We start from the raw sequence: 25,185 nt of genomic DNA, 5'->3' as shown, positions 1-25,185 counted from the left end.
TTGATCTTTTGATCAATCCTTTTTTATTTTTTAATCTGTGATAATCGGTCGATATGGTATTGATGAAGATAAAATCTTTGAAGTTTTCCTATATCAAATGCAATCTTGTAGAGGGATTATTTTTTATATGTGTAATGATACTTAATGGTAGAAGAAAAGAGTATAAATAAGAATATATTTATAGGAATTTAAATATTTGAAGATATCAAAATTTTTCCATTTCATATATAATTGTGTGTGGAGAAATATCTGTAACTATTTGTAAAAATAGGAGGTGGCTATAAAAATGCAAGAAAGTGCTAGATGGGATTTAAATCGCTTGTATTTGAATGAGGATATTCTATTTCCGATTTTGGAGTTGAAAGAGCAATATTTTGTAACAAAAGATGTAGAGATTCTTTCAAAGCTTATACAAGTTATTGAAAAAGCAGAATACTATTTGTACTGTCGATCGGTTGAAGAAAGTGTTCCATCTGACCTTACTAAATTGACCGTGAAAGTGAAGGAACTAAAAAGTGAATTACAGCAAGTAATAAAACATAATGAAGTGGAAACTTCAGATAATACTAAGTTAATAAAAGATGAACTTAATGCGTGGGAAAATATGTACATACAATTACGGGATAGGATAGAAATAGAGCACAATAATAAACTATTATCCTTTGGACAAGCAAATACTATTGCAATGAATAGTGATAATGAAAAGGAAAGATTAGAAGTATTCGATTCATTAACATGTGCTTTACATAAGGAAAAAGAAATCTTTGCTACTGTATTAAATCAAGTAGGGAGATTGCGTAATGCAAAGAGTGATGAAATAGAAGATAGAGAGATTTTAACACAATCTTTTCATGCGAATGGCATTTCAGAAACTGTATTATTCCAAATGTGGAATGCGACAGAAGAAAACCTTGATAAATTAGTAAGTGCTTTAAACGTGTATAAGAAAGGGAAAGCTTCGATTACATGGCATGAACTTATGACAGTAAAGGAAAGTAATGAGGTCATGATTCCTTTTTCAGTAGCAATACAAAACGTTTATGATGCATGGAAGAATATTGATGAAGAATTAGCAGAATTTGCACGTAATGCGATAGAAAGTGGTTGGGTAGATGCTGAACCGAGAGAGAATAAACCACCAGGCGGGTTTTGTGCTCCATTTTTCAGTGAGAAAGAATCGCGAATTTCCATTCGTTATGATGGGAGTATAAATAGTGTAAGAGTGCTCGCTCATGAATTAGGACATGCTTGGCATTTTTATAATATGAGTTTTGAACAATCTACATCTTTTTTAGATGATTATTTGCCAATGAGTACGGCTGAATCAGCATCTATTTTCTTTGAAACGGTACTCTTAAATTATCTAATTGAAACAACGGATAGTAAAGATACGAAAAAGTCATTACTTAGCTGGAAAATAAGAAATAGTTTTAATTATGTAATGGCAATACGAGCATCGTATCAGTTTGAAAAAACATTTTATGAAAAATGTAAAGAGGGTCCTTTAAGTGCTGATGAAATTGAGAAATTATCTATAATTGCACAAAAAGAAGCTTATGGAAATGCTTTAAGTGAATACCAGCCGTTTGTATGGATGAAATATATTCAATTTTATATAGCAGATGTTCCTTTTTACAATTATCCATACACGTTTGGATATTTAGTAAGTTTTAGCTTATTAGAAATAGCTCAAGAAGGTAAAAGTACTTTTCATTCGAAATATAAAGAGTTCTTACGAGAAACAGGAAAGGCTTCAGTAGAGGAGCTTATGAAAAAACATTTTGAAATAGATATAAGAAATTATGAATTTTGGAATAAAGCTTTTATTCAAATTTCTAAAGACATTGATGAATATTTGCAGCTTATATAAGGGGAGAGTACAGTGGATCAGCAATTTATAAAAGGTATACCTTTTTCAACTTTAGAATATGCAAAAGCTATAAGTTTATTAAAAGGTTGGTTATATGAACAACAAGAGAAACCAAGGTTTGTAGTAACTGCAAATCCTGAAATTGTTATGTCTGCAAAGGAAAATACGGAAAAATCAAAGGAGTTTAAAAAGATGTTACTATCTGCGGATTTAATAACAGCGGATGGGATTGGTGTCATAATTGGCTCGAAAATATTAAAAGGAACTTTGAAAGAACGTGTTACTGGGGCGGATTTAACTCACGATTTAATAAAATATTGTAACGACAATGAATATCGTGTCTTTCTTTTTGGAGCTGCGCCAGAAAGTAATAAAAAGGCATTAGAAAAATTAAATGAGCAGTTCCCAGGAGCACAATTTAAAGGACAGCATGGATTTGTAAATGGTGAAGAAATAGAAGAAATAAAAATGAAAATTAAGCAATTCAAACCGCATTTATTACTTGTAGGACTAGGTTCACCAAAACAAGAAGAGTTCATTTATGAAAACATACAAACATTAAACGTTCCGCTATCTATTGGTATCGGAGGAATGATTGATATAATATCTGGTACTGTAAAAAGAGCACCGAAAATAATGAGGGATACTGGAACTGAATGGCTGTATAGGTTACTCTCACAGCCGAAAAGATTAAAGAGACAACTTGTACTTCCGAAATTTTTATTGTCGGTTATGTCAGAGAGGATTAAAGGGATTAATTAATAAAGGGGACTACATACATGAACAGAACCGGCATTATCGGAGCAATGCAAATTGAAATAGATTTACTTTTAGAAAAGCTAGTAATACAAGAAGAACAGACAATAGCGGGAATGCCATTTTATATTGGAGAATTCATGGGAACAGAAGTAATTATTGCACGTTCTGGTGTAGGGAAAGTAAATGCAGCTGCATGTGCGCAAACATTAATTCATAAATTTAATGTAGACTCTATCATCAATACGGGCGTTGCTGGTGGATTACATCCAGATGTAAAAGTTGGTGATGTAGTTATTTCAACGAATGTTACCCATCATGATGTAAGTAAAAATCAAATGAAAAAATTATTCCCGTTTCAAGAGGAGTTTATTGCAAGTAAGGAATTGATAGAGTTAGCACGTAAAGCATGTAACAGTAATAGTTCAAATATTCAAGCTCACCAAGGAAGAATTGTAAGTGGTGAATGTTTTGTTGAAGATTCAAAGTTAAAGGCAAAATTAATAGACGAATACGCACCTCATTGTACAGAAATGGAAGGTGCAGCAATTGGACATGTTGCCTACATAAATGATATACCGTTTCTTGTTATACGATGTATTTCTGACAGTGCAGATGATGAAGCTCAAGTTTCTTATGATAATTTCGCGAAAACTGCTGCAAATTATTGCTCAGAAATTATTATTGAGATTCTTAAAAATATATCTGGTAAAACTATAGTCCAAAAGGAGAGATAAGAATGTTACAAGCATTAATTTTTGATATGGATGGAACATTATTTCAAACAGATAAAATTTTAGAATTATCGTTAGATGATACTTTTGATCACTTAAGATCACTTCAATTATGGGATACGGTAACACCGATTGAAAAATACCGTGAAATTATGGGTGTGCCGCTACCGAAAGTTTGGGAAGCTTTATTACCGGAACATTCTATTGAAATAAGAGAACAAACAGATGCATATTTTTTAGATAGACTAATTGAAAACATAAAAAGCGGAAAAGGCGCTTTATATCCAAATGTAAAAGAAATATTTACATATATAAAAGAAAATAATTGTTCCATTTACATTGCTAGTAATGGTTTGAAAGAATATTTACGAGCAATCGTAACTTATTATGCTTTAGACAAGTGGGTGACTGAAACGTTTAGTATCGAACAAATACAATCGCTAAATAAAGGTGACTTAGTTAAAAGTATTATGAACAAATATGATATAAAAGAGGCAGCCGTAGTTGGTGACCGGCTATCTGATATAAATGCAGCGAAAGACAACGGTTTACTGGCAATTGGATGCAATTTTGATTTTGCGCAAGAAGATGAACTTGCTCAGGCTGATATAGTAATAGATGATTTAATAGATTTAAAGCGGATACTGCCTGCTGTACAGAGATAAATAAAGTGTGTGCATTTTTTTCGAGTCCTATATGTCTTATTTTATGGAGGGGAATATGCTTAAAAATATTTTTAAAATTAGTAATATTCCTGCGGTTTTGTGGGGAGATAAGAGTGAAAAAATTTTTATTGCAGTACATGGAAATATGTCAAATAAGGAAGATGCAGTTATTCAAATAGTAGCTGAAGAAGCCGATCGAAAAGGTTATCAAGTATTAAGCTTTGATTTACCTGAGCATGGAGAAAGAAAGAATGATAACACTCCTTGTAAAGTACAGTTTTGTGTTAATGAATTATCTATAATTATGAACTACGCAAAAGAACATTGGAAAGAAATAAACGTGTTTGCATGTAGTATGGGAGCATATTTTAGCCTTTTAGCTTTTCAAAATGATGTGATAGAAAAGGCATTATTTTTATCACCAGTAGTTAATATGGAACGAATTATAGAAAATATGATGAAATGGTTTAATGTAACACCGGAGCTTTTACAAAAAGAAATGACTATAGAGACACCTATTGGTCAAAAGTTATATTGGGATTATTTATGCTATGTAAAAGAGCATCCTATTAGTACATGGAATACAGATACATATATTATGTACGGAGCTAAGGATGAACTGTGCGAATTTGAAACTATTAACTATTTTACAAAAAAACATCGTTGTGAATTAGAAGTTATGGAGACGGGTGAACATTACCTTCATACTGAAGAACAGTTAAAAATATTTGAACAGTGGTTACACAAACATATCGATTAACAAATTATAATTTAACTTATACTTGCTAGAGAAGAATGGTGAATTTATAAACTGATATTATATTTGAGAGACATTATAAATGTATATGTATTCATTTAAGTAAACAGGTGCTTTAGTTCAATAAGAATTACACAACTTTAAAGAGCCTTACCACATACTAGATTGTAGCAAGGCTCTTATATTTTCATAATAAAATTAATTAACTGTATTATCGATTTACATATGAAGTGAATTATATGCATACTATGAATTAAATAAAGTAACAACCATAAAAATGCTCAGAATAAATGATTCTCGAGCATTTTTATGTATTTTCGTACTTAGGGGGAATGGACTTGAAAGATATACATATTCAACAAATAGAAAATTTAATGGAATATGAATTCAGTCATCTCGTTCAAGACAGTGAAGAAGAAGGGTTTAATTTCCTTATAAGACTAATAAATGGATATAAAAACAAAGTAAATGTATTCAATAAAACTGGAGAATGTTTATATGGTATTTTTCAAGGTGATATGTTAATTGGAGTTGGAGGTTTAAATGAGGATCCGTACACAAAAGACAATAAGATTGGGCGGTTAAGGAGATTTTATATTTCAAGGGATTATCGGCGTTTAGGGTTAGGGAACTTATTATTAAACCAACTATTATGTCATGCGGAAAAGTATTTTGAAGTGATTGTTTTACATACTGACACGAAGCAAGGGGATGTGTTTTATACTGCGAATGGATTTGTAAAAGGGGGATTATATAAGGGATCGAGTCACTACAAACTATTATAGAGATTGCTATCCAAATAATAGCTACGAACAGGTTTTTTGTTGGTAAATCGATATATCTTAAAAATCGCTGATATATGAAGTTGCGATCCTTATATTAAAAACCAACTTTTATAATTTCATTTACTAAATTGTTATTATAAAAAAGAGCACCTTAGCTTTTAAAATTTAGCTTATAAGGTGACTCCTTTTCAGTCAATTACGTTTTAACCTGCATTTGTTTCAATAATAATCCTGGTTTACCTTTTACATAATAAAAATGCGGATTATTTTCATCATCATAAAGCATAATATAAGGCTTTTCATTTAGTGGGAGCAGTATAAGTACTTCGTCTATTGTAGTGTGTAACCATTGATTAGTAATAGAAACCGGCTTAGATAATGGGATTTTTATCATATAGCCATCTTTTGGAACGACATTTAAGTTTTTAAATGGACCAGTAATTGCTTTAGCGTATTGAACTGCTTCTTTTTGGATTACTGGATCTAAAGATTGTTTTTGAATGACCATTTCTTTTTGACAATCAAATACTTCAATTTGTTGATTTGTATTTGCAAACACATTTGTTGATAATAGAAATAAAAGAAGAGAAATGACCCCGATTTTTTTTATCATAATACAACACCTCAACATTACTATCCCCTCAAAAGCTTTAAATATTTTTCTGTCACATTCATGTAACAAAGATGTTGTATGATACAATTGGTTTTTGTTTAAAAGCAATGGAGGAAAAAATATGAAAGTATTAATTGCAGATGACGAACAAGATATGTTAAGGATTTTAAAAGCTTATTTTGAAAAAGAAGGCTTTGAAGTATTATTAGCGAAAGACGGAGAGGAAGCACTTCAAATATTTTATGATGAAAAAATTGATTTAGCTATTTTGGATTGGATGATGCCAAAACATAGTGGTATTACTGTCTGTCAGGAAATAAAAAAGAATTCAAGCGTGAAAGTATTAATGCTTACGGCGAAAAGTGAAAGCGAAGATGAATTAGCAGCGCTTCAAAGTGGGGCAGATGAGTACGTGAAAAAACCATTTCATCCAGGAGTACTAATTACGCGAGCGAAAAAACTTATTCAGCACGATGATATTATTCAAGTACAAGATGTAAAGATAAATTTCGCCAAAAATAAAGTATATAAAAATGATATAGAGTTAGAAATTACAAAAACAGAGCTCGAATTAATAAAATGCTTTTTAAATCATAAAGGAACGATTTTAACTCGTAAAAAATTGTTAGACATTGTATGGGGATTTGACTATTTTGGAGAAGAGAGAACGGTTGATACACATGTAAGAAGGCTGCGTAAAAAAATTGGAGAAGATATTATTAAGACGCATCGTGGGCTGGGTTATAGTTTGGAGGAACAAAGTGAATAAACTTGGGAAAAAGCTATTTCTCAGCATTTCTTTAACCGTTATTCTTATATTTACAATTTCTTTATTATTAATTAACTTTCTCCTGCCGAAATATAATATTTATAAAACACGTGAAAACTTAAATGAATTTACAACTCAAATACAAAATGCGCCAGTCAATGATTTAGAAGATGTTATTCATACAATTGAAAGTGAAAATAATGTTACAATTGCGTATACGCCAATTAATCAGTCAGAAGATGCTATGAACGACGCGTTACGCATGCAACTTACGAAAAAGAAAGTAACGTTAAATAAGCTTTGGATTACGAAAGACGAAGTTATGAAAGTGAAGACGGAAGGGCAATCGAATAAACTGTACGATCAAGGAAAGGTAAAAGCGAGTTTTTTTGCTAAATATATTGCGAAAGATGATACGATAATTTTAATTGGGACTTCCATTGCGAATTCAAATGAAATTATAAATACGTTAAATACATTTTACTTATATATCCTATGTTTCTCGCTCCTTCTTATTATTTTACTTGTGTGGATACTTTCAAAAATAATAACGACACCACTGAAAGAGTTAAGTGATGTGGCTCAGGATATTTCACATTTGCAGTTTAAAAGAACGAAAGTGAAAACGAATGATGAAATAGGAGAGTTGGCCAATAGTATTAATATCATGAGTGAAAAACTACATGAAGCACATCAAGACTTAACTGATCGTAATGAACATTTAAAACGATTTATGGGTGATGTAACGCATGAATTAAAGACACCGATCGCATTAGTAAAAGCATACTCTATGGGGATTAAAGATGGATTAGATGATGGGACTTACGTAGATACAATTATTAAACAAACAGATCAAATATCAAACTTAATTGAAGAACTATTACGATTTTCTAAACTAGAAAGAGATATTTTACAAAAAGAAGAATTCCCCATTGAACCACTGGTCCAGAGTATATTAGATAAGCATCAGATTGAACTGGATTCGAAAGAAATTAACTTGCAAGTAAATTGTAATGCGGGCAATACAATCGTTTATGCAGATTTAAATAAAATGAGAATGGTGTTTCAAAATTTAATTTCTAATGCGATAAAATATACAGCAAATCAAAACATAATAATTACATTAGAAGATAGAAATAAAAGTATATATTTCCAAATAAAAAATGGCATTCCTACGGATAAAATTAAGGATATCGAGAGAATTTGGGAGCCTTTTTATGTACTAGAATCTTCTCGTAGTAAAGAAAAATCAGGTACAGGATTAGGTTTAGCGATAGTGAAAAGTATTTTAGAAAGGCATGGTTTTGAATATGGAGTTTCCTCTATAGATGGAGAAATTCAATTTTATATAAATGTGAAAAAGGACTAATGAAAATATTAGTCCTTTTTGCAGCTTTAGAGATTAGCGATATAGGACGAATCACCATAATTTTCAAAATTGATGTATTAAATGGAGAATTAGCAAATGTTCTACTTTCATTAAATTCACGTGAAGTTCACAGGAAAACGTTATATTTACATAGTTATATTTGAATTTAATGAAGTGAGGTATTCAGATTTGAAAAGAAAGAAATTAGTAATTGGTAGCATTTTAATGGGTATGACGTTATCTTTATCTGCATGTGGTTCATCAGATAATATTGTAACGACAAAATCAGGAAGCATTTCAGAAAGTGATTTTAACAAAAAATTAAAAGAAAACTACGGTAAACAGAATTTATCTGAAATGGTAGTAGAGAAAGTATTACATGATAAATATAAAGTTACGGATGAAGAGGTAACGAAACAACTAAAAGAATTAAAAGACAAGATGGGCGATAATTTTAATACATATATGGAATCCAATGGTGTGAAAAATGAAGATCAGTTGAAAGAGAAATTAAAGCTTACTTTTGCTTTTGAAAAAGCTATTAAAGCAACCGTAACGGAAAAAGATATTAAAGATCATTATAAGCCAAAGCTTCAAGTTAGCCATATTTTAGTAAAAGATGAAAAGACAGCAAAAGAAATTAAAGAAAAATTAAATAGTGGCGAAGATTTCGCGGCATTGGCTAAACAATATTCAGAGGATCCAGGTTCTAAAGAAAAAGGTGGGGAACTATCTGAATTTGGACCTGGTATGATGGTGAAAGAATTTGAGGATGCTGCGTATAAGTTAGAAGTTGGTCAATTGAGTGAACCTGTTAAATCTTCTTTCGGATATCATATTATTAAGCTAACGGATAAAAAAGAGCTTAAACCGTATGAGGAAGAGAAAGAGAATATTCGTAAAGAATTAGAACAGCAACGTATACAAGATCCTCAATTCCATCAACAAGTTACTAGAGATCTGCTTAAAAATGCAGATATAAAGGTATCTGATAAAGACTTGAAAGATACCTTTAAAGAGTTAGAAAAATAATAAATGGAATGTAAGGCAATCGATAGAAATATTGGTTGTCTTTTTCTCTATTTATTCCGCTATTTGCCGGGCAGTAAGACCCCACCTCAAAATTCAGCGAAAGCAAAGAAGTGGCCCTGCTGATCGTAAACGTCCAATTGGTGAGGGTTGATTAAAGTTTCACTTTATAAAGAAGGTGGGAGTGGGAAAATAATTTCACACCTCCATTAAATTTTACTTAATAAGAAATCTTTGAGTTTCTCAACTTTTATATAAAAACAAAACTGAATTTTCAGTTATTTTGTTATATAGTAAAAGAGAACGAATAAGGGGAGGGAATATTTTGAGTAAAAAGAAAATGGCAATTACACTGTCAGCAATGCTATCTGCAACAATTATACCTAGCTTTACTATGGATGTGCATGCAGAGAAGAAGGAAGAGACTAAAAATACGAAAATTGAATTAGAAAATGGGATGACAAAACCGATTTATTCTCTCGATGAAGCTATTATCGAAAATTTATATGTAGAGACAGAAGTTGATAGTGATCAAGACGGTAAGAAAGACAGAGTATCGATAAAAGTTATGCGTCCAAAGACAGATCCGAATGTGAAAGTTCCTGTTATTTATGAAATGAGTCCATATCGATCTGGATTAAAAGATGTTCCTGTATATAATGTAGATGAAGAATTGTATGCGTATGAAGGAAAACCGTATGGAGCGATTAATCTTGGTTCGTATGGGAACTATTACGTGCCAAGAGGTTATGCAGTTATTTTAGGCGAAAGTATCGGTACTGGAAAATCAGATGGATGCCCTACAACTGGAGATGAACAAGAGATACTCGGGACAAAATCTGTTATTGATTGGGTAAACGGTCGCGCGAAAGCATTTACAGAACAGGGTGAGGAAGTTCAGGCAAATTGGTCTACAGGCAATGTAGGTATGACTGGAGTTTCTTATAATGGTACATTACCAAATGCTGTTGCGACTACTGGAGTTGAAGGTTTAAAAACAATTATTCCAATCGCAGCAATTAGTAGTTGGTATGATTATTATCGTGCAAATGGTGCAGTCATTGCTCCAGGCGGATATCAAGGAGAAGATACAGATAATATGGCAGAAGCAGTACTGACAAGGGAAAACCCTGAAGTTTGCGGACAAGTTATAAAAGAGTTAACGGCTGGACAAGACCGAAAAACAGGTAATTATAATGATTTTTGGGATAAACGTAACTATGTAAAAGATGCTAAAAATGTAAAAGCGAGTGTATTTGTTGTTCATGGTTTAAACGATTGGAATGTTAAAACGAAACAGTTCGCGCAATGGTGGGAAGCACTTGGAGAAAATAATGTTCCGCGTAAAATGTGGCTACACCAAGGTGGTCATGGTGGGACATCAAGTAATAACTGGCAGCAAACACAAAATAAATGGTTAGATTATTGGTTGTACGGAATTGAAAATGGAATTATGGATGAACCAATGGTTGATGTGCAAAGAGAAAATAAAACGTGGCAAAAGATAAAAAATTGGCCAGATCCAGCAGCTGTACCTTCAAAAATCCGTATGTATTTAAGCAATAAATCAGTCAATTTGCCACTAAGTATGGGATCGGCTAATAAAGTTTTCTCATTCTTAGATGATGCACAAATAAAATCAAACCAATTAGTAGCAAACCCAGAATTAGAAGTAGCAAATCGATTAGTATATACAATGCCTGTACTGCAAAAAGATACGCGTATAAGTGGTACACCAAAGATTTCAATTACAGGAAATATTGATCGATCTGTATCAAATTTAACAGCGTTACTTGTTGACTATGGAGGAGCGAAGCCGGAAATCGTAACGAGAGGCTGGATGGACCCACAAAACGTAAAGAGTATAGAAAATTCAACAGCGATTCAACCGGGCAAAGATTATACATTCACATGGGACATGCAGCCAGATGATTATGTATTTAAAGCGGGGCATCAAATCGGAGTTGTTTTAATTGCAAGTGATTATGATTATACAATTAGACCGAAAGCTGGTACAAAACTTACTGTGAAATTAAGTGAAGTGACATTGCCGATTGTGAAATAAATATTTTTTCTAAAGAGCTTACTAAAGTAAGCTCTTTAATTTGTAGTCTGAATTTTAAATTTTTATATTTCAAATTGGAAGGTTATGTAATACAATATCATTATATTCTATGGAAAGTGAGTGATATATTATGACAGTCAGCTCTTTCGAAATCTCATTAAAATTAGAGGTACAGGAAGATTAGTTGAATTGAAATCTTCCGTACGTAAAAACGGAGGAGAAAATAAATGTTTAGCTTTTATAGTACACTTTGTACGGAACTGTATGATTACACAAAACCAGTCGGTTATTCTTTAAATGGTGATATTGAGTATTACAAAGAACGTTTAAAAGATTGTAGAGGAAGAATCCTCGAAGCTGCAGTAGGTTCAGGGCGTGTCATCATTCCGCTTCTAGAGGCTGGTTTTAAAGTGGATGGGATAGATTATTCACCTGAAATGCTAGATTCTTGCCGTAAGCGCTGTAAAGAGAGAGGCTTACATCCTAATTTGTATGAAGGAAGCTTGCAACAATTTTCACTTCCGCATAAATATGACGCAATTATCATTCCTACTGGATCTTTTTGTTTAATTGAAAATCGTGTGGATTCTATAAATGCATTGAAATGTTTTTATGAACATCTTAATCCAGGTGGACGATTAATCGTAGATATTATGCTCCCGCATAAATGGAAGACTGGGGAAATTCATACATCGACTTTCTCTTTGCCAAGCGGAGACGGAATCACATTAGAAAATAAATCAATTGAAATAGATTGGCTGAACCAAGTTACTGTATCATATTTGAAATATGAAAAGTGGAGTAAAGGACAGTTAGTACAAACAGAATTGCAACGCTTTGCGCTGCGCTGGTATGGAATAGAAGAGTTTATACTTCTTTTAGAAAGTATAGGTTTCTCAAACATTACTCGCTCTACTGAATATGTTTATGAAAAAGAACCGTCAAATGCAAATCAAACGATTACTTTTGAAGCTGTGCGAAAAGAATAGAACTAAAACTATGAATAAAAAATAAGGCAATCGTTTTAAAATCGGCTGTCTTATTTTTTATTTTATGTAATGGTTTATAGAGAAAGATTGGAGGGAAATAAATGAAACTTATATTAATATTTGGCCCACAAGCAGTTGGAAAAATGACAGTGGGGCAAGAATTAGCAACATTAACCGGTTTAAAACTTTTTCATAACCACATGACAATTGATTTAGTAAGTCCAATTTTTGATTACAGTACGAAAGAAGCAAAAAGACTAGTAAGTTTATTTCGTAATGAAATATTTGAAGAAGTATCTAAAAGTGATTTATCTGGAATGATTTTTACGTATATATGGGCATTTGACCTCCAAGAGGATTGGGATTATATACATCATGTAGAAAATATTTTTGAATCAAAAGGTGGGACAGTGTATTTTGTAGAGCTGGAAGCGGAATTAGATGAAAGATTAGAACGAAATAAAAGCCCGAATAGATTAGAACATAAACCGAAAAAAAGAGATATTGAGTGGTCTGAAAATAATTTGAAAGAAACGATGAAAATGCATAGATTAAACTCTCTTCATGGTGAAATTGAAAAAGAAGAGTATATAAAAATTAATAACACGTATTTGAGTGCAAAAGAAGTAGCGGAAATGATTAAAGAGAAGTTTCAATTGTAAAATTCCCGAAGTCTATTTCGTTTCTATTGTCCAAGCATTCTCCTACTAATTACATATACTATTTATGTTAAAATCGGTCACTATTTTAGATGGTGCTATTTTAATATATATAACTATGCAGGGAAGAGGGGAGAATAAATTTGGAAAACGTAGAACAAGATAGAATTGAAAATCAAGTGTATTCAAATCGTGTAGTAAGATCAGAATTTGATGCGAATTGGGAAACTTGTATATCAAAGAGTGGTTATGTAATTTATATAGCAACAAGTAATAATGCTGAAGTAATAGTGCTTCTTGCAGATGGTTCAAGTAAATTATTAATTTTCGAAAAAGGCGGTAAAGTAGTTGTAGGTGGCGGTGGAACAAGTTATTACAGTAAGCCGCATATTGCAAGAAATATTTAAGATAGAGCATGTTAATTAAGAAGAAACTAGAAAACGGTTGTCATTCATGTTTAGGGCATGATAGACGAACCGTTTTTTATTTGTTTATAAATTTAGAAGAACTTCATTGATTACAAATACATCAGGATGAGCAGCGAAATTAGAAGAAAACTTGGCGGGTAATGGTACAAAATATTATGTACATTTGCAAGAATCTTACAGCGATATAAAAAAGCATTTCCTATTTGGGGAAACACTACTTCTATGTTATAGTATAATAGTGTTTTTAGATGGTACTATTTTAATATATCTATAATTTTGTTATGTATTATTTTCATATTAAATTAGCACCTAAAGTATTTTTTTATATAAGGAGTAGTAATTAGAGAAATGAAAAATATAGACTTTATACTAGAAAGTGACGAGGCATTAAAACCGTCTGAACGATTAGTACTATTATTATTAGAGAAGCATAGAATGTTATATACGAACGATCTATTGGCATTATCAAATTTATCATATAAAACATTAACAGATTCATTAACGGCGCTAGTTTTAAAATCGTATGTGTTAAAGGAAACAGGTAAGGGAAGAAGACAGAATTGCTATAGATTAGTATGATAAGGCAGCTGTTTTAGAAACTTTTACATATGTTTTTTCAATTGTAAGGTGAAATTGTATTTTTGTTTTCGAACGAAAAACTTACTATAAGAGGGGCTAAGATAGTAGTGTTTCATTTTTGTAAATATAATTATTCTATCATTGAAAATACAAAAATAAAATAAACCGCATAAAACAGAAATAAAAAAACAATCCATTTTTAAAATGGATTGTTTTTTATTGGAATAATATTATTTGATATGTTGAAAGCATAAATAGCAGAATAAACATTACCTGTTTTAGTTCATGCAACTGAACAAATATGATGAAAACTATGTGTATAGTTTTTTGCTTGCTTTTTCAGTCATTCTAATGAAATCATGGTCTTCATTGTTTAAAGGCAGTATTTTTAACATTATTGCTATTCAGCATTAAGCACAAAAAGTGATATATAATATTATTATGTAAACTTAAGGTTTTAAAAGGAAAATATAATAATGAATAGAACATGTAGAAGGAGATGCTTAAATATTTTGAAGGATGGGAGATTATTATGGAGCATTTACAATCAATAGCACAAGCTGTTATAAGTGGTAATAAGGAAAAAGTAGTGAAGTTTATAAAGGCGAGTCCAAGTATTGTTAACGAATGTAGTGAAGATGGATGGACACCACTTCATTTAGCAGCTTATTTTGGACAGAAAGAAATAGCGAGTTTTCTTTTAGAAAGTGGTGCAGATATACATAGTAGAGCGAAAAACGAAAATGAAAATACGCCTTTGCAAGCAGCAATTGCGAACAAGCAAAGTGAACTTGTTGCTTTCTTAATTGAAAAAGGATTAGATGTAAATATTATGCAAAGTGGTGGCTGGACAGGACTTCACGAAGCGGCATTATTAGGAAATGAAGAAATAATTATGTTACTCCTTAAAAATGGAGCTAATAAGATGATAAAGAAAAATGATGGGAAAACAGCGTATGATATTGCATTAGAAAAAGGATATGATCATCTATTACATCATTTGAAACAGGAAGTGAACTTATGATGAATAAATGGAGTGTTGGTATATTTTTATTTAATGAAGTAGAAGTGTTAGACTTTGCAGGGCCATTTGAAGTTTTTTCTGTAACTGAGGTGAATGAGGAAAAACCATTTACTGTTTATACAGTTAGCGAGAATGGGGAAATGATTACAGCAAGGAACGGATTGAAGGTACAGCCAGATTATAGTATTGAAAATTTACCACCAGTGGATATTTTAATAATTCCGGGCGGGCTAGGTGCTAGAGAATATGAAATAAAAAATGAAATAGTAATAAAATGGATTCGCCAACAAATGAAAGAAGTAAAGCTGATGACTTCAGTTTGTACAGGAGCGCTATTACTGGCGAAAGCAGGTTTACTGGAAGGTTTAAAAGCAACAACACATTGGGCTAGTATTGAAAAGTTTAAAAATGAGTTTCAAAATGTTGAAGTTATAGAAAATGTAAAGTTTGTAGATGAAGGACATATTATAACATCTGCCGGAATTTCAGCTGGAATTAATATGGTATTTCATATTGTGAAAAACTTGTTAGGTGTGCATGTTGCAGAGGACACAGCGAAGCGAATGGAGTATGATATTAGTTTCCCAAATTAAAAAGCCCGAATTGGGCTTTTTATATTGAATGAATATAGTTAAGCTCTTCATCACTCAACATAGGGCGAACAGATGCATTTGCATTTTCTTGTGCTTGTATTCCTGTTTTGGCACCAGGAATTACAACACTTACTGCCGGATGAGAGAGTACATAGCGAAGTGCAAGTTGCCCTAAGGTCTGATTTTTATTTGAGAGCAACCGAAGTTTCTTTACAGTTTGTAAGTCTTCTTGAAACCAAGTTTCATTTGGCCAATCTTTGCGTAAATCTCCATCCGGAAAAATTGTTTTATTTGTGAATTTTCCAGTTAAAATGCCCATTTTTAATGGACCACGAATAACAGCTCCTAAATTTTTCTCTTGTAAAAATGGTAATATATCTTTTTCTGGTTTTCGATTTAATATATTGTAATCAAGCTGTACGATATCAATTTCGTTGTTGTTATTGAAATGATGAATGTATTGTAAATCATGAGTCGAAACACCGACTGCCCTTACTTTTCCATCACGTTTTAATATGTCAAATGCACGTAGAAATGCTTCTGTTTCTCTACGATTATGCCACCAAATATGACAAAAATAAAGATCAATATAATCTGTTTGAAGACGTTGTAAACTTGTTTCAAATACGGCGATGATTTTTTCGGGAGTATCATATACAGGAACTCCATTAGGGTCGTAGTGGTGTCCGATTAAACCACCTTTCGTTGATAGGATAATATCATTACGATGTCCTTTAATCGCGGTAGCCACCAACTTTTCACTATGTCCTAAACCATACACATCCGCAGTATCAATAAAATTCACACCACACTCAATTGCTTTTTTTATAGCAGTTATAGATTGTTTATCGTTAACAGGTCCCCATTCATCACCACCGATTGCCCATGCCCCAAAACCTATTTCAGAAACAGTTATTCCAGTTTTACCTAATGTGCGGTAATGCATATTTCTCCTCCTTGTAAGCATGTTATAACATGGATATGTGGGGTAAGAATTTTGTGTGTGAAAAAACTCTTCTACATATAGTAGAAAAAGAATTACAGAAACTACTATTTTATAGCAGTATGTATAAAAAAAAACGGTGTAAATGTAGAAATGTCGTCGAATGCTATCTTTAATTGGTTAATTTATGGGATATTTTTGTGAAGGAGTTTATTTTATAAGAATAGAATTTAGTTTAGTAAGAAAACGTGCCGATGGTAGTGAAAAATATGGGTTAGGGGGATTTGAATGAGGAAACTCAAACGAGTAAATGTTCCTAATATACCAGAACAATCATCACAACCTAGTGACAAGCGTAAGATAAATAAAAAGAAGTTAAGGCGTCTTATTTTAATGGTCCTTTTTATTGCAGCAACTACTCTGTACGTTCAATATATTTTAACGAAACAACAAGAAGTAATTGATAAAAAGAAAGATACGATTACGGATCAAAAGAAACAATTAGTATCTTTAAAGAAAGATAAAGATTCTTTAAAGACTAACATAGAAAATTTAACAGACGATGAGGAAGAAATTTTGAAGTTAGCGAGAAAAGAGTATCAATTTTCTAAGTCAAATGAAACTATATTTGTGATGCCAAAGTAATAAAAAAACAGTTAGCCATTGAACTGCACCTCCAATTGTTAGGCAGCGTCTAACAATTGGAGGTGCAGTTTTTTATGTATGAATGTCATGGTACAAGGAACAATCACATATTGTAAAAATGAAGAGTTTAAGCTGTTTTCATAAATATGGAATATACACTAAAATAAATGTTGTTAAAATTCTGTCAATTATATTATAATACAAGGTAAGCGGATACATTTTTTAATCAACGTTGAGTTCCTCGCTCATACGACTATTAAGAAACCCGTTATCCTCGTATAAGAAAGGAAGATAGCTGTGTACGCTTCAAATACAATTTATATCGTAGGGGATGCGAAAGCACCTCAAAATAATCCCATTACTGAAAAGTTTAAAAGCTATTTCGTAGCATTTATCCTTGTTAAGGATACAGGGGAAATTGTAGATGCAGACTGCTCAGCGACAATTGCATTAACATCTCAATTTGTTAAATATTTATTTCTACATAAAAATATAAATGACCCGGCGTTAGTAATGGAAGTAAAGAACCGATATTTCGGTTCTTCTCAAAAAGCGTTACTTGTAGCGCTAAAAGATGCACAGAAAAAATATAATCAGCTTGCTGCTTTGTCTACTCAATCATAGACAAAATCCAGCCGTAAGAATCATTCTTATGGCTGGATTTTTTTATTTCACATTATCGTCCTACATTAAAAGTAAACGAAAATAAAGTAGAGAGATAGGAGAGTAAATGCCCAATGGGTTTACCTAATAATCCGTGGGTATAAATCTCCGGTGGATTAAAATTTCACTTCATTGGAGAACGAAAGGATGAACAAAATGAAAATTACAGATGTAAAAGTAAATCGTAGACGTGTAAAACTGCATACACCGTTTAAAACCGCGCTTCGTACTGTAACCGAAATTGAAAGTATAGATGTTTATATTCATACAGACGAAGGAGTGATTGGTAAGGGGGCTGCAGCCGCAACGCCAGTTATTACGGGGGATTTCACCAGCGGAATGCAAGAAGCGATTTTAGGGCCGATGCGTTCATGTTTAATTGGTCAAAATATCATTCAATTTCAGCAGTTACTACAGCGCATTCAAATGAGTTGTATTGGAAATTCAAGTGCGAAAGCAGCGGTAGATATCGCTTTATATGATGTATATTGCCAATATCAAAATGTGCCGTTATATGCATTGTTAGGCGGGAAGAAAGAAATTCATACCGATATTACAGTGAGTGTGGATGAGCCTGTATTAATGGCAAAAGAAGCGAAGAAACATATAGAAAAAGGATTTCAAATATTAAAGATTAAAGTGGGTAAAGAGGCGCATTTAGATTTGGAACGTATTGAGGCAATTCGAAATGTGGTACCAAGAAATACGACATTACGTTTAGATGCGAATCAAGGTTGGAGTCCAAAAGAAGCGGTTTCTATCATTCAAGAGATGGAAAATCGTAATTTAAATATAGAATTTATTGAACAACCAGTACACGCGAAAGATTGGGATGGGTTAAAGTACGTCAAAGATCGTGTGCAAACGCCAATTATGGCCGATGAAAGTATATTTTCAGCAAGTGACGCATTAAAGCTCGTTCAAGGAAGATATGCAGATTTCATTAATATTAAATTAATGAAATGTGGTGGCATACGTGAAGCATGGCGTATTGCTGATATCGCAGAAACAGCTGGTGTGAAGTGTATGGTGGGCAGCATGATGGAGTCTTCACTTTCCGTTAGTGCTGTTGCGCATTTAGCGGCAGCGCATCCTAATATTCATTATTTTGATCTTGATGCACCGCTTTGGTTAATGGAAGAGCCAGAAGGAATGACTTATTCTGGATCAAAGGTAAACCTTCAATCGACAGTGAATAGTAAATCTTAGGAGAAGAGACAAGTAAACTATCTTTTAAGGGGGATATATATGAAAAAAGTAGGAACTGCATTTTTAACAACTTTATTTATATTTTCATCGTTTACATCGGCAAATGCTGAAGAAAAGAAGGATAATAAAGCATTTATAGATGTATCTGCTGCAACGTTATGGACAGCACCTGATTCATTAAGACCAATCGATACACCGAGTGCAATAAATCCAGTGGATCTATGGAAATGGACGAAATCAATGACACTTGACGAGAAACTATGGTTAACAAATGCAAATAAATTAGAAACACAAGCTTTACTCGGTCAAGAAGTAACTGTTATTGATAAGAAAGGCGAATGGGTGAAGGTATTAGTGCATGGACAGCCAACACCACGAAATGAAGAAGGTTATCCGGGCTGGATGCCTGAAAAACAATTAACATATAATCAAGAATTTGCAGATAAAACAAATGAACCTTTTGTCTTAATAACTAAACCAACAGCGATTTTATATATAAATCCTTCTGAAAAACATAAATCACTTGAAGTCAGTTATAATACAAGACTGCCGCTATTAAGTGAAGACACAATTTCATACCATGTATTGTTGCCAAACGGTCAGAAAGCATGGCTACGAAAAAATGATGGAACAGTTTACCGATCTCAAACTGATATTCCAACTCCGGCGGCCAATGATTTAATTAACACAGGGAAAATGTTTTTAGGCTTACCGTATATATGGGCTGGTACAAGTGGTTTTGGATTTGATTGCTCTGGCTTCACACATACGATCTATAAATCGCACGGCATTACAATTCCGCGAGATTCTGGACCGCAATCAAGAGCAGGGGTTGCAGTTGATAAAGAAAATCTACAAAAAGGAGATTTAATTTTCTTTGCACATGATCAAGGGAAAGGTAGTGTCCATCACGTTGCAATGTATATTGGTGATGGCAATATGATTCACTCACCAAGAGCTGAAAGGTCGGTAGAGATTATACCGCTAAATACACCAGGATATATAGAAGAATACGCTGGTGCTCGTCGTTACTTACCTTAAAAATAGAAGGGGGTTTTTAAATGAAAAAAGTTATTCGTTACTCATTAGTTAGTACTCTATTAGTTTCTTCATTTTTAGTTGGTTGCGTAAAAGAAAAAACTGCAACAAAGCCGAAAGATGAGAAGAAAGTATTACAGTTACTAGAAACAGGTGAAATTCCGTCGTTAAATTCAGGGAAAGTAACAGATGCGGTCTCGTTTAACGTTTTGAATAACGTAATGGAAGGACTATTCCGTCTATCGAAAAATGATGAAATAATTGAAGCCGGCGCACAAAAATATGAAGTGAGTAAAGATGGAAAAACATATACATTCCAATTGCGTGATGCGAAATGGTCTAACGGAGAGCCAGTAACCGCTCATGATTACGTATACGCTTGGAAGCAATTGATAAATCCAGATACTGCTTCTCAATATGCATACATTGCGTACGATGTAAAAAATGCTGAGAAGATAAATAAAAAACAACTAGGTCTAGATGAATTAGGAGTAAAAGCGAAGGATGATAAAACATTCGTCGTAGAGCTAGAACATCCTGTACCGTATTTTACGAAATTATTAATTTTACCATCCTTCTATCCAATTAACGAAAAATATGCGAAAGAGCAAGGTGATAAATATGGATTAGAAGCAAATAAAGCGGTATATAATGGACCGTTTACATTATCAGAGTGGAAGCATGAAGCTAGTTTTACAATGAAGAAAAACGATAAGTATTGGGATAAAAAAGAAGTGAAGTTAGATGAAGTAAACTATCAAATTGTAAAAGAAATTTCAACTGCGGTAAATTTATATGAAACAGATAAAGTTGATAGAGCTGTTATTTCTACAGAATTCGTAGATAAATATAAAAATAATAAAGAGCTAAAACAATATACAGATCCAGTTATGTACTTCTTCCGATTTAATGAAAATGTACCGATTCTTAAAAATAAAAATGCACGTCTTGCGCTAAGTACAGTTTTTGATAAGAAGGGACTCGCAGATTCATTTTTAAATGATGGATCGGTTGCAGCAAACTATTACGTACCAAAAGGATTTTTAAAGGGACCAGATAAAAAAGATTTTAGAAGTACGGCAGGTGAGTTTAATAAAACTGATGTAAAAAAAGCGAAAGAATATTGGGAAAAGGCAAAGCAAGAAACAGGTACAGATGAAGTGACGTTAGAACTATTAAATTATGACTTGGAAAACTTTAAAAAAGTTGTAACTACTCAGCCACCTTTCGGTGTCTTTTTTAAATTTTACTAGTTTCATATGCCTCCCATTTGTAAATACTGAGTATATCAAACAGGGGAGGTGAATCTTATGGTCGATCGAAAAATTATTTTAGATACATATAAAAAAGGACCTGAAGCTGTTATTTCTTTATTTGAAGAAACATTTTCTAAGTTAGAAAAACGTATACAAGAACTAGAAAATGCTTCAAAAAAAAACTCCAAAAATAGTCATAAGCCACCTTCTACAGATGGTTTGGGTAAGCCCGTTACAAAAAGTTTGCGCAAACCGTCTCATCGTCAAACGGGTGGCCAGTTGGGCCACAAGGGACATACTCTTGGTTTGACAGCGACTCCAGATCATACGATTACACATTCTCCTACATATTGTACTTGTTGTCATACTTCCTTGAACCACGAGCCTGTAAAAGGGTATCGCATTCGCCAAGTGTATGACTTACCACCTATTCAGATCGAAGTGACAGAACATAAAGTAGAACAGAAAGAATGCCCACATTGCCATTCTATCCAAGAAGCCCAATTTCCTTCGACAGTATCTCGTCCTGTTCAATATGGTCCAAATATAAAAAGACTGATTCCCTATTTAACGCATTATCAATGCATTTCTTTGAAGCGAACAAAAGAATTCTTTCAGGATTGTTTTGGACATTCTATAAGCGAAGGAACCCTGGTAAATCATACACAGGCTTTCGCTTCTCAATTGCAGCCATTCATAAAAGAAGTAAAGGAAAAGATTCTGCAGTCTCCTGTTGTCCATTTTGATGAAACTGGTATGCGTGTAGAAAACAAAACACAATGGTTACATACTGCCAGTACACCGGAGGTGACATTGCAACATATTCATCAAAAACGTGGAAAAGAAGCAATGGATGCTGGAGAAATCTTGCCATCTTTTTCTGGAATTGCGATGCATGATGGTTGGAAATCGTATGATGCGTATACAGATTGTCGTCACGTTTTATGTAATGCCCATCTCTTACGAGATTTACAAGGAATTATAGATAGTACTGGAGAACAATGGGCACAACAGATGCAGAAATTTCTAACGCAAGCGTTGACGATGAAAAAGCAATCCGAAGGTACCATGCCAAAAGCGACGCAAAAGAATCTGTTTATTATGTATCAATCCATATTGAAAGAACAACAGATTCTTTCCACGAAACAAAAGAAGAAAGGAAAGCAGACGCCTTCTCAAAATTTATGGAATCGCTTCGTCAAGTATTCTGACAGAATTCTAGGGTTTTTAGAACATCCAGCCATTCCATTTGATAACAATCAAGCAGAACGGGATATTCGGATGACGAAAGTAAAACAGAAAGTGTCTGGGACTTTCCGAAGTAAGAAAGGCGCAGAATCTTTTTGTCAGATACGAAGCTTTATGAGTACCATGAAAAAACAAAAACAATCGGTCTTACAAGCGATAAACCAAGTCATAGAAACTAGAACGGTTCCTTGGAATAACACGACTTCATAAGAGAATTTCTCTATTTGGCATAGATTCTTTCTCTGATTGGAGTATTTTCTTTTCATGTTTTCGAATCGGAAACATGTATTTGGCCTGTTTTTTTATTTGAAGAAGCTGAGTAGTTACTAAAAGTTGGAGAGTACATTAAAGAGCAGCTTGAGAAAAACTTACCAGGATTAAAAGTGAATGTGAAATTACAACCACATACGCAAAAATTAGCACTTGAGAAGAAGAAAGAATATGAAATGTCGTTATCACGCTGGTTACCAGATTATCCAGATCCAATGACTTACTTAGAAGTATTCCTTTCTGGAAGTAGCGTCAATAATACAGAATATGCAAACCCAGAATATGATGCGTTAATTAAGAAGATTAAAACAGAATTAGGTAATGATGAAAAGGCTCGCTGGAAAGCAATGCAAGAAGCTGAAAAAATGCTACTTGATGATGCAGTAATTGCACCGGTATTCCAGCGCGGATTATCTTACTTACAAAAACCATATGTGAAAGATTTATATGTACATCAATTTGGTCCAGCTACAAGTTTAAAATGGGCAGATGTACAAAAATAAAAGAATGGAGAAACAGACTTCATGTATGTGATAGTCTGTTTTTCTTATTTAAAGTTAGAAAAATAGTTCATGGTATAATTTATTAGTCTGTAAACAGTATTTGGAGGGGAAATGATGTCTATGTTTGAAGAAGAGAAAGTAATTTATACAAAAAGATTATTTATGAGGAAACCAATTGTAGAAGATATTAATCAGTTTTATAACATATTAAAAAAAGATACTGTTGGCAAATGGTTGGCTAAATCAAGAGGAATGTCGAAGGAAGAAACAAATGATTATATTGGGCAACTTATCTTACATTGGGAACAGTATGACTTCGGGGTATGGTTGTTATTTAATAGTGAAACAGGAAAGCTTTTAGGACATTGTGGTTTAAGAAAGGTAGATGAAACAGGTGCAATAGAAATTATGTATCTCCTTGACCCAGAACATTGGAGGAATGGGTATGCATTAGAAGCAGCAGAGGCTTCCATTAAATATGCAATAGAGACTTTGAATGTAACAAGAATAATTGCTAGAGTTAAAGTAGCAAATGAGAGCTCGAAAAAACTTTTACGAAAGCTCGGGTTTATATATACTCATGAAGTTAATCATAGCGGGCGTTTATTATCATATTTTGAACTTCATACATCATCCGAAGAATTCTAGACATTTCATATGTTTTTTTATTGTTAAAAAATAAAATTATTACTAGGGTGTGTCTAAAAACTATTTCTATGGTAGGATTACCTCAAACCATTTAGAGAGAGGTATTTTCTATGACGCCACGCCGCTACGAACTTACAAATGAACAATGGGAACAAATCAAAGACTTTTTCCCACCGTATTCTACTGGTCGTCCGCCTAAAAGAAGTAATCGTGAAATGTTCAATGCTATTTTATGGATAGCTAGGAGCGGCGCTCCCTGGCGTGATTTGCCGGACCATTACGGCTTATGGAAAACCGTGTATGCTCGCTTCTGCAAATGGCGTGATGAAGGTGTCCTACTGACCATTTTTCAAGAATTAAATGCTGAACCGGATTTTGAAAATCTCAGCATAGATTCAACCAGTATCAAAGCGCATCAACATAGTGCTGGTGCAAAAAAAGGCCATAAATCATGAGTTTCATCAGCATATTGGCATGAGTCGCGGTGGAAAAACTACCAAAATCCATACAATTGTTGATGGTTTAGGCAACCCCATTTTATTTCATTTGACTGGCGGAAATATTTTTGATAGCACTCCAGTTTGCGAGCTTTTGGATGAAATACCAATTAAGGGCAGCAATATTCTTGGTGACAAAGCCTATGGTTCTCATACGATTCGTAACTATATTACCAATCATGAAGCAACCTATACCATTCCACCCAGATCAAATGCGAAAGCTCCTTGGAATGTGGATTGGTATTTATATAAAGAACGCCATTTAGTGGAGTGTTTTTTCAATAAAATCAAGCATTTCCGTAGAATCGCAACACGGTATGATAAGCTGGCATCTTCTTTTTTAGCCTTTGTGTATATCGCTGCCATTTTTCGATTAACACAATGAACAACAGTTTTTAGACACACCCTAAAATTCCAGTGTGAAATTTATGTAGAATCTTGTATAATTAACATGTTTCTATGGAAACATTTTCTTGCGCTATTTATATAGGGCTTAATAGAACAAGGAAGGAAATACATACATGTATATAATAGATAAATAGAATGGAACATGTATAGAGACAAAGGAGAGAAAAGATGAC

At 33.1% G+C, this 25,185-nt stretch carries 25 protein-coding genes and 2 pseudogenes; 25 read left to right on the top strand and 2 right to left on the bottom strand.

Annotated features, from left to right (window positions below):
- Positions 1–286 precede the first annotated feature (286 nt).
- From AC3WVZ_RS12665 to AC3WVZ_RS12640, 6 genes are all read left to right on the top strand, one after another.
- Positions 287–1,870 carry a M3 family metallopeptidase gene (locus AC3WVZ_RS12665; RefSeq protein WP_001158171.1) on the top strand — a complete coding sequence of 528 codons (1,584 nt, stop codon included), beginning with the start codon at positions 287–289 and terminating at the stop codon, positions 1,868–1,870.
- A 12-nt stretch (positions 1,871–1,882) separates the two neighbouring features.
- The gene (locus AC3WVZ_RS12660) at positions 1,883–2,632 is read left to right on the top strand and encodes a WecB/TagA/CpsF family glycosyltransferase (RefSeq protein ID WP_000372664.1); all 750 of its coding nucleotides are present in this window, start codon (positions 1,883–1,885) and stop codon (positions 2,630–2,632) included.
- A gap of 17 nt (positions 2,633–2,649) precedes the next feature.
- Positions 2,650–3,363, top strand: a complete 714-nt coding sequence (locus tag AC3WVZ_RS12655; protein WP_001082284.1) for a 5'-methylthioadenosine/adenosylhomocysteine nucleosidase — start codon at positions 2,650–2,652, stop codon at positions 3,361–3,363.
- Positions 3,364–3,365: 2 nt separating this feature from the next.
- On the top strand, positions 3,366–4,025 hold the full coding sequence (locus tag AC3WVZ_RS12650) for an HAD hydrolase-like protein (protein WP_000938422.1): 660 nt from the start codon (positions 3,366–3,368) through the stop codon (positions 4,023–4,025).
- A gap of 55 nt (positions 4,026–4,080) precedes the next feature.
- On the top strand, positions 4,081–4,785 hold the full coding sequence (locus AC3WVZ_RS12645) for an alpha/beta hydrolase (RefSeq protein WP_000916629.1): 705 nt from the start codon (positions 4,081–4,083) through the stop codon (positions 4,783–4,785).
- A 287-nt stretch (positions 4,786–5,072) separates the two neighbouring features.
- Positions 5,073–5,567 carry a GNAT family N-acetyltransferase gene (locus tag AC3WVZ_RS12640; RefSeq protein WP_002195629.1) on the top strand — a complete coding sequence of 165 codons (495 nt, stop codon included), beginning with the start codon at positions 5,073–5,075 and terminating at the stop codon, positions 5,565–5,567.
- Positions 5,568–5,763: 196 nt separating this feature from the next.
- Here the strand turns inward: AC3WVZ_RS12640 and AC3WVZ_RS12635 are convergent, their stop codons facing one another.
- The gene (locus tag AC3WVZ_RS12635) at positions 5,764–6,180 is read right to left on the bottom strand and encodes a hypothetical protein (RefSeq protein ID WP_000591778.1); all 417 of its coding nucleotides are present in this window, start codon (positions 6,178–6,180) and stop codon (positions 5,764–5,766) included.
- 121 nt (positions 6,181–6,301) lie between these two features.
- Between AC3WVZ_RS12635 and AC3WVZ_RS12630 the strand changes: the two genes are divergently transcribed.
- The 10 genes from AC3WVZ_RS12630 (at position 6,302) to AC3WVZ_RS12585 (ending at position 15,684) form a co-directional block, all read left to right on the top strand.
- A complete protein-coding gene (locus AC3WVZ_RS12630; RefSeq protein ID WP_000865977.1) occupies positions 6,302–6,949 on the top strand; it encodes a response regulator transcription factor in 648 nt (215 codons plus the stop codon).
- Entirely contained in the window at positions 6,942–8,318 is a 1,377-nt protein-coding gene (locus AC3WVZ_RS12625) for a sensor histidine kinase (RefSeq protein ID WP_233936426.1), read from the top strand. Before AC3WVZ_RS12630 ends, AC3WVZ_RS12625 begins: the two co-directional genes overlap by 8 nt.
- Before the next feature lie 189 nt (positions 8,319–8,507).
- On the top strand, positions 8,508–9,350 hold the full coding sequence (locus tag AC3WVZ_RS12620; RefSeq protein WP_000823433.1) for a peptidylprolyl isomerase PrsA: 843 nt from the start codon (positions 8,508–8,510) through the stop codon (positions 9,348–9,350).
- A 322-nt stretch (positions 9,351–9,672) separates the two neighbouring features.
- Entirely contained in the window at positions 9,673–11,412 is a 1,740-nt protein-coding gene (locus tag AC3WVZ_RS12615; protein ID WP_000038291.1) for a Xaa-Pro dipeptidyl-peptidase, read from the top strand.
- A gap of 227 nt (positions 11,413–11,639) precedes the next feature.
- Positions 11,640–12,401, top strand: a complete 762-nt coding sequence (locus AC3WVZ_RS12610) for a class I SAM-dependent methyltransferase (RefSeq protein ID WP_000490911.1) — start codon at positions 11,640–11,642, stop codon at positions 12,399–12,401.
- Between the two features lie 101 nt (positions 12,402–12,502).
- Positions 12,503–13,063: an AAA family ATPase gene (locus AC3WVZ_RS12605; protein ID WP_000767065.1), complete on the top strand. Its 561-nt coding sequence runs from the start codon at positions 12,503–12,505 to the stop codon at positions 13,061–13,063.
- A 140-nt stretch (positions 13,064–13,203) separates the two neighbouring features.
- Positions 13,204–13,467, top strand: a complete 264-nt coding sequence (locus AC3WVZ_RS12600; RefSeq protein WP_233936424.1) for a hypothetical protein — start codon at positions 13,204–13,206, stop codon at positions 13,465–13,467.
- A gap of 369 nt (positions 13,468–13,836) precedes the next feature.
- Positions 13,837–14,067, top strand: coding sequence for a hypothetical protein (locus AC3WVZ_RS12595; RefSeq protein WP_000789031.1), 231 nt, complete (start codon positions 13,837–13,839; stop codon positions 14,065–14,067).
- Between the two features lie 532 nt (positions 14,068–14,599).
- Positions 14,600–15,091, top strand: coding sequence for an ankyrin repeat domain-containing protein (locus tag AC3WVZ_RS12590; RefSeq protein WP_000400680.1), 492 nt, complete (start codon positions 14,600–14,602; stop codon positions 15,089–15,091).
- Entirely contained in the window at positions 15,088–15,684 is a 597-nt protein-coding gene (locus tag AC3WVZ_RS12585; protein ID WP_000981424.1) for a DJ-1/PfpI family protein, read from the top strand. Before AC3WVZ_RS12590 ends, AC3WVZ_RS12585 begins: the two co-directional genes overlap by 4 nt.
- A 19-nt stretch (positions 15,685–15,703) precedes the next feature.
- Here AC3WVZ_RS12585 and AC3WVZ_RS12580 read toward each other — a convergent pair whose 3' ends face one another.
- Positions 15,704–16,630 (bottom strand): aldo/keto reductase, encoded by a 927-nt coding sequence (locus tag AC3WVZ_RS12580; RefSeq protein ID WP_000559360.1) that lies wholly within the window; start codon positions 16,628–16,630, stop codon positions 15,704–15,706.
- A gap of 285 nt (positions 16,631–16,915) precedes the next feature.
- On the opposite strand from AC3WVZ_RS12580, the gene AC3WVZ_RS12575 reads away from it, so the two are divergent.
- The 9 genes and pseudogenes from AC3WVZ_RS12575 (at position 16,916) to AC3WVZ_RS12535 (ending at position 24,989) form a co-directional block, all read left to right on the top strand.
- Positions 16,916–17,272, top strand: a complete 357-nt coding sequence (locus AC3WVZ_RS12575) for an FtsB family cell division protein (protein ID WP_001228738.1) — start codon at positions 16,916–16,918, stop codon at positions 17,270–17,272.
- A 297-nt stretch (positions 17,273–17,569) separates the two neighbouring features.
- The gene (locus AC3WVZ_RS12570) at positions 17,570–17,896 is read left to right on the top strand and encodes a DUF3870 domain-containing protein (protein ID WP_000271313.1); all 327 of its coding nucleotides are present in this window, start codon (positions 17,570–17,572) and stop codon (positions 17,894–17,896) included.
- Between the two features lie 186 nt (positions 17,897–18,082).
- Positions 18,083–19,144 carry a dipeptide epimerase gene (locus AC3WVZ_RS12565; protein WP_233936422.1) on the top strand — a complete coding sequence of 354 codons (1,062 nt, stop codon included), beginning with the start codon at positions 18,083–18,085 and terminating at the stop codon, positions 19,142–19,144.
- A 39-nt stretch (positions 19,145–19,183) separates the two neighbouring features.
- A complete protein-coding gene (locus AC3WVZ_RS12560; protein WP_100651718.1) occupies positions 19,184–20,185 on the top strand; it encodes a C40 family peptidase in 1,002 nt (333 codons plus the stop codon).
- A 20-nt stretch (positions 20,186–20,205) separates the two neighbouring features.
- Positions 20,206–21,390: pseudogene (locus tag AC3WVZ_RS12555) on the top strand (peptide ABC transporter substrate-binding protein); the annotation flags it as partial.
- 102 nt (positions 21,391–21,492) lie between these two features.
- Positions 21,493–22,896, top strand: coding sequence for an IS66 family transposase (tnpC, locus tag AC3WVZ_RS12550; RefSeq protein WP_233935200.1), 1,404 nt, complete (start codon positions 21,493–21,495; stop codon positions 22,894–22,896).
- Between the two features lie 119 nt (positions 22,897–23,015).
- A pseudogene (locus AC3WVZ_RS12545) lies at positions 23,016–23,459 on the top strand (ABC transporter substrate-binding protein); the annotation flags it as partial.
- Between the two features lie 114 nt (positions 23,460–23,573).
- Positions 23,574–24,107 carry a GNAT family N-acetyltransferase gene (locus AC3WVZ_RS12540; RefSeq protein WP_000061617.1) on the top strand — a complete coding sequence of 178 codons (534 nt, stop codon included), beginning with the start codon at positions 23,574–23,576 and terminating at the stop codon, positions 24,105–24,107.
- Positions 24,108–24,217: 110 nt separating this feature from the next.
- A protein-coding gene (locus AC3WVZ_RS12535; RefSeq protein ID WP_425594306.1) for an IS5 family transposase occupies positions 24,218–24,989 on the top strand; the annotation gives its coding sequence in 2 pieces (ribosomal slippage) (positions 24,218–24,561 and positions 24,560–24,989; 774 coding nt in all).
- Positions 24,990–25,185: the final 196 nt, after the last annotated feature.

It is taken from the genome of Bacillus sp. CPT56D-587-MTF (assembly GCF_058792335.1).
This window is presented reverse-complemented; position numbering and strand designations above follow the sequence as displayed.

Coding starts and splice junctions, on each gene's coding strand:
- AC3WVZ_RS12665 (WP_001158171.1), top strand. CDS start 287: ATGCAAGAAAGTGCTAGATGGGATTTAAATCGCTTGTATTTGAATGAG.
- AC3WVZ_RS12655 (WP_001082284.1), top strand. CDS start 2,650: ATGAACAGAACCGGCATTATCGGAGCAATGCAAATTGAAATAGATTTA.
- AC3WVZ_RS12650 (WP_000938422.1), top strand. CDS start 3,366: ATGTTACAAGCATTAATTTTTGATATGGATGGAACATTATTTCAAACA.
- AC3WVZ_RS12645 (WP_000916629.1), top strand. CDS start 4,081: ATGCTTAAAAATATTTTTAAAATTAGTAATATTCCTGCGGTTTTGTGG.
- AC3WVZ_RS12640 (WP_002195629.1), top strand. CDS start 5,073: ATGATTCTCGAGCATTTTTATGTATTTTCGTACTTAGGGGGAATGGAC.
- AC3WVZ_RS12635 (WP_000591778.1), bottom strand. CDS start 6,180: ATGATAAAAAAAATCGGGGTCATTTCTCTTCTTTTATTTCTATTATCA.
- AC3WVZ_RS12630 (WP_000865977.1), top strand. CDS start 6,302: ATGAAAGTATTAATTGCAGATGACGAACAAGATATGTTAAGGATTTTA.
- AC3WVZ_RS12610 (WP_000490911.1), top strand. CDS start 11,640: ATGTTTAGCTTTTATAGTACACTTTGTACGGAACTGTATGATTACACA.
- AC3WVZ_RS12605 (WP_000767065.1), top strand. CDS start 12,503: ATGAAACTTATATTAATATTTGGCCCACAAGCAGTTGGAAAAATGACA.
- AC3WVZ_RS12595 (WP_000789031.1), top strand. CDS start 13,837: ATGAAAAATATAGACTTTATACTAGAAAGTGACGAGGCATTAAAACCG.
- AC3WVZ_RS12590 (WP_000400680.1), top strand. CDS start 14,600: ATGGAGCATTTACAATCAATAGCACAAGCTGTTATAAGTGGTAATAAG.
- AC3WVZ_RS12585 (WP_000981424.1), top strand. CDS start 15,088: ATGATGAATAAATGGAGTGTTGGTATATTTTTATTTAATGAAGTAGAA.
- AC3WVZ_RS12580 (WP_000559360.1), bottom strand. CDS start 16,630: ATGCATTACCGCACATTAGGTAAAACTGGAATAACTGTTTCTGAAATA.
- AC3WVZ_RS12575 (WP_001228738.1), top strand. CDS start 16,916: ATGAGGAAACTCAAACGAGTAAATGTTCCTAATATACCAGAACAATCA.
- AC3WVZ_RS12565 (WP_233936422.1), top strand. CDS start 18,083: ATGAACAAAATGAAAATTACAGATGTAAAAGTAAATCGTAGACGTGTA.
- AC3WVZ_RS12560 (WP_100651718.1), top strand. CDS start 19,184: ATGAAAAAAGTAGGAACTGCATTTTTAACAACTTTATTTATATTTTCA.
- tnpC (WP_233935200.1), top strand. CDS start 21,493: ATGGTCGATCGAAAAATTATTTTAGATACATATAAAAAAGGACCTGAA.
- AC3WVZ_RS12540 (WP_000061617.1), top strand. CDS start 23,574: ATGTCTATGTTTGAAGAAGAGAAAGTAATTTATACAAAAAGATTATTT.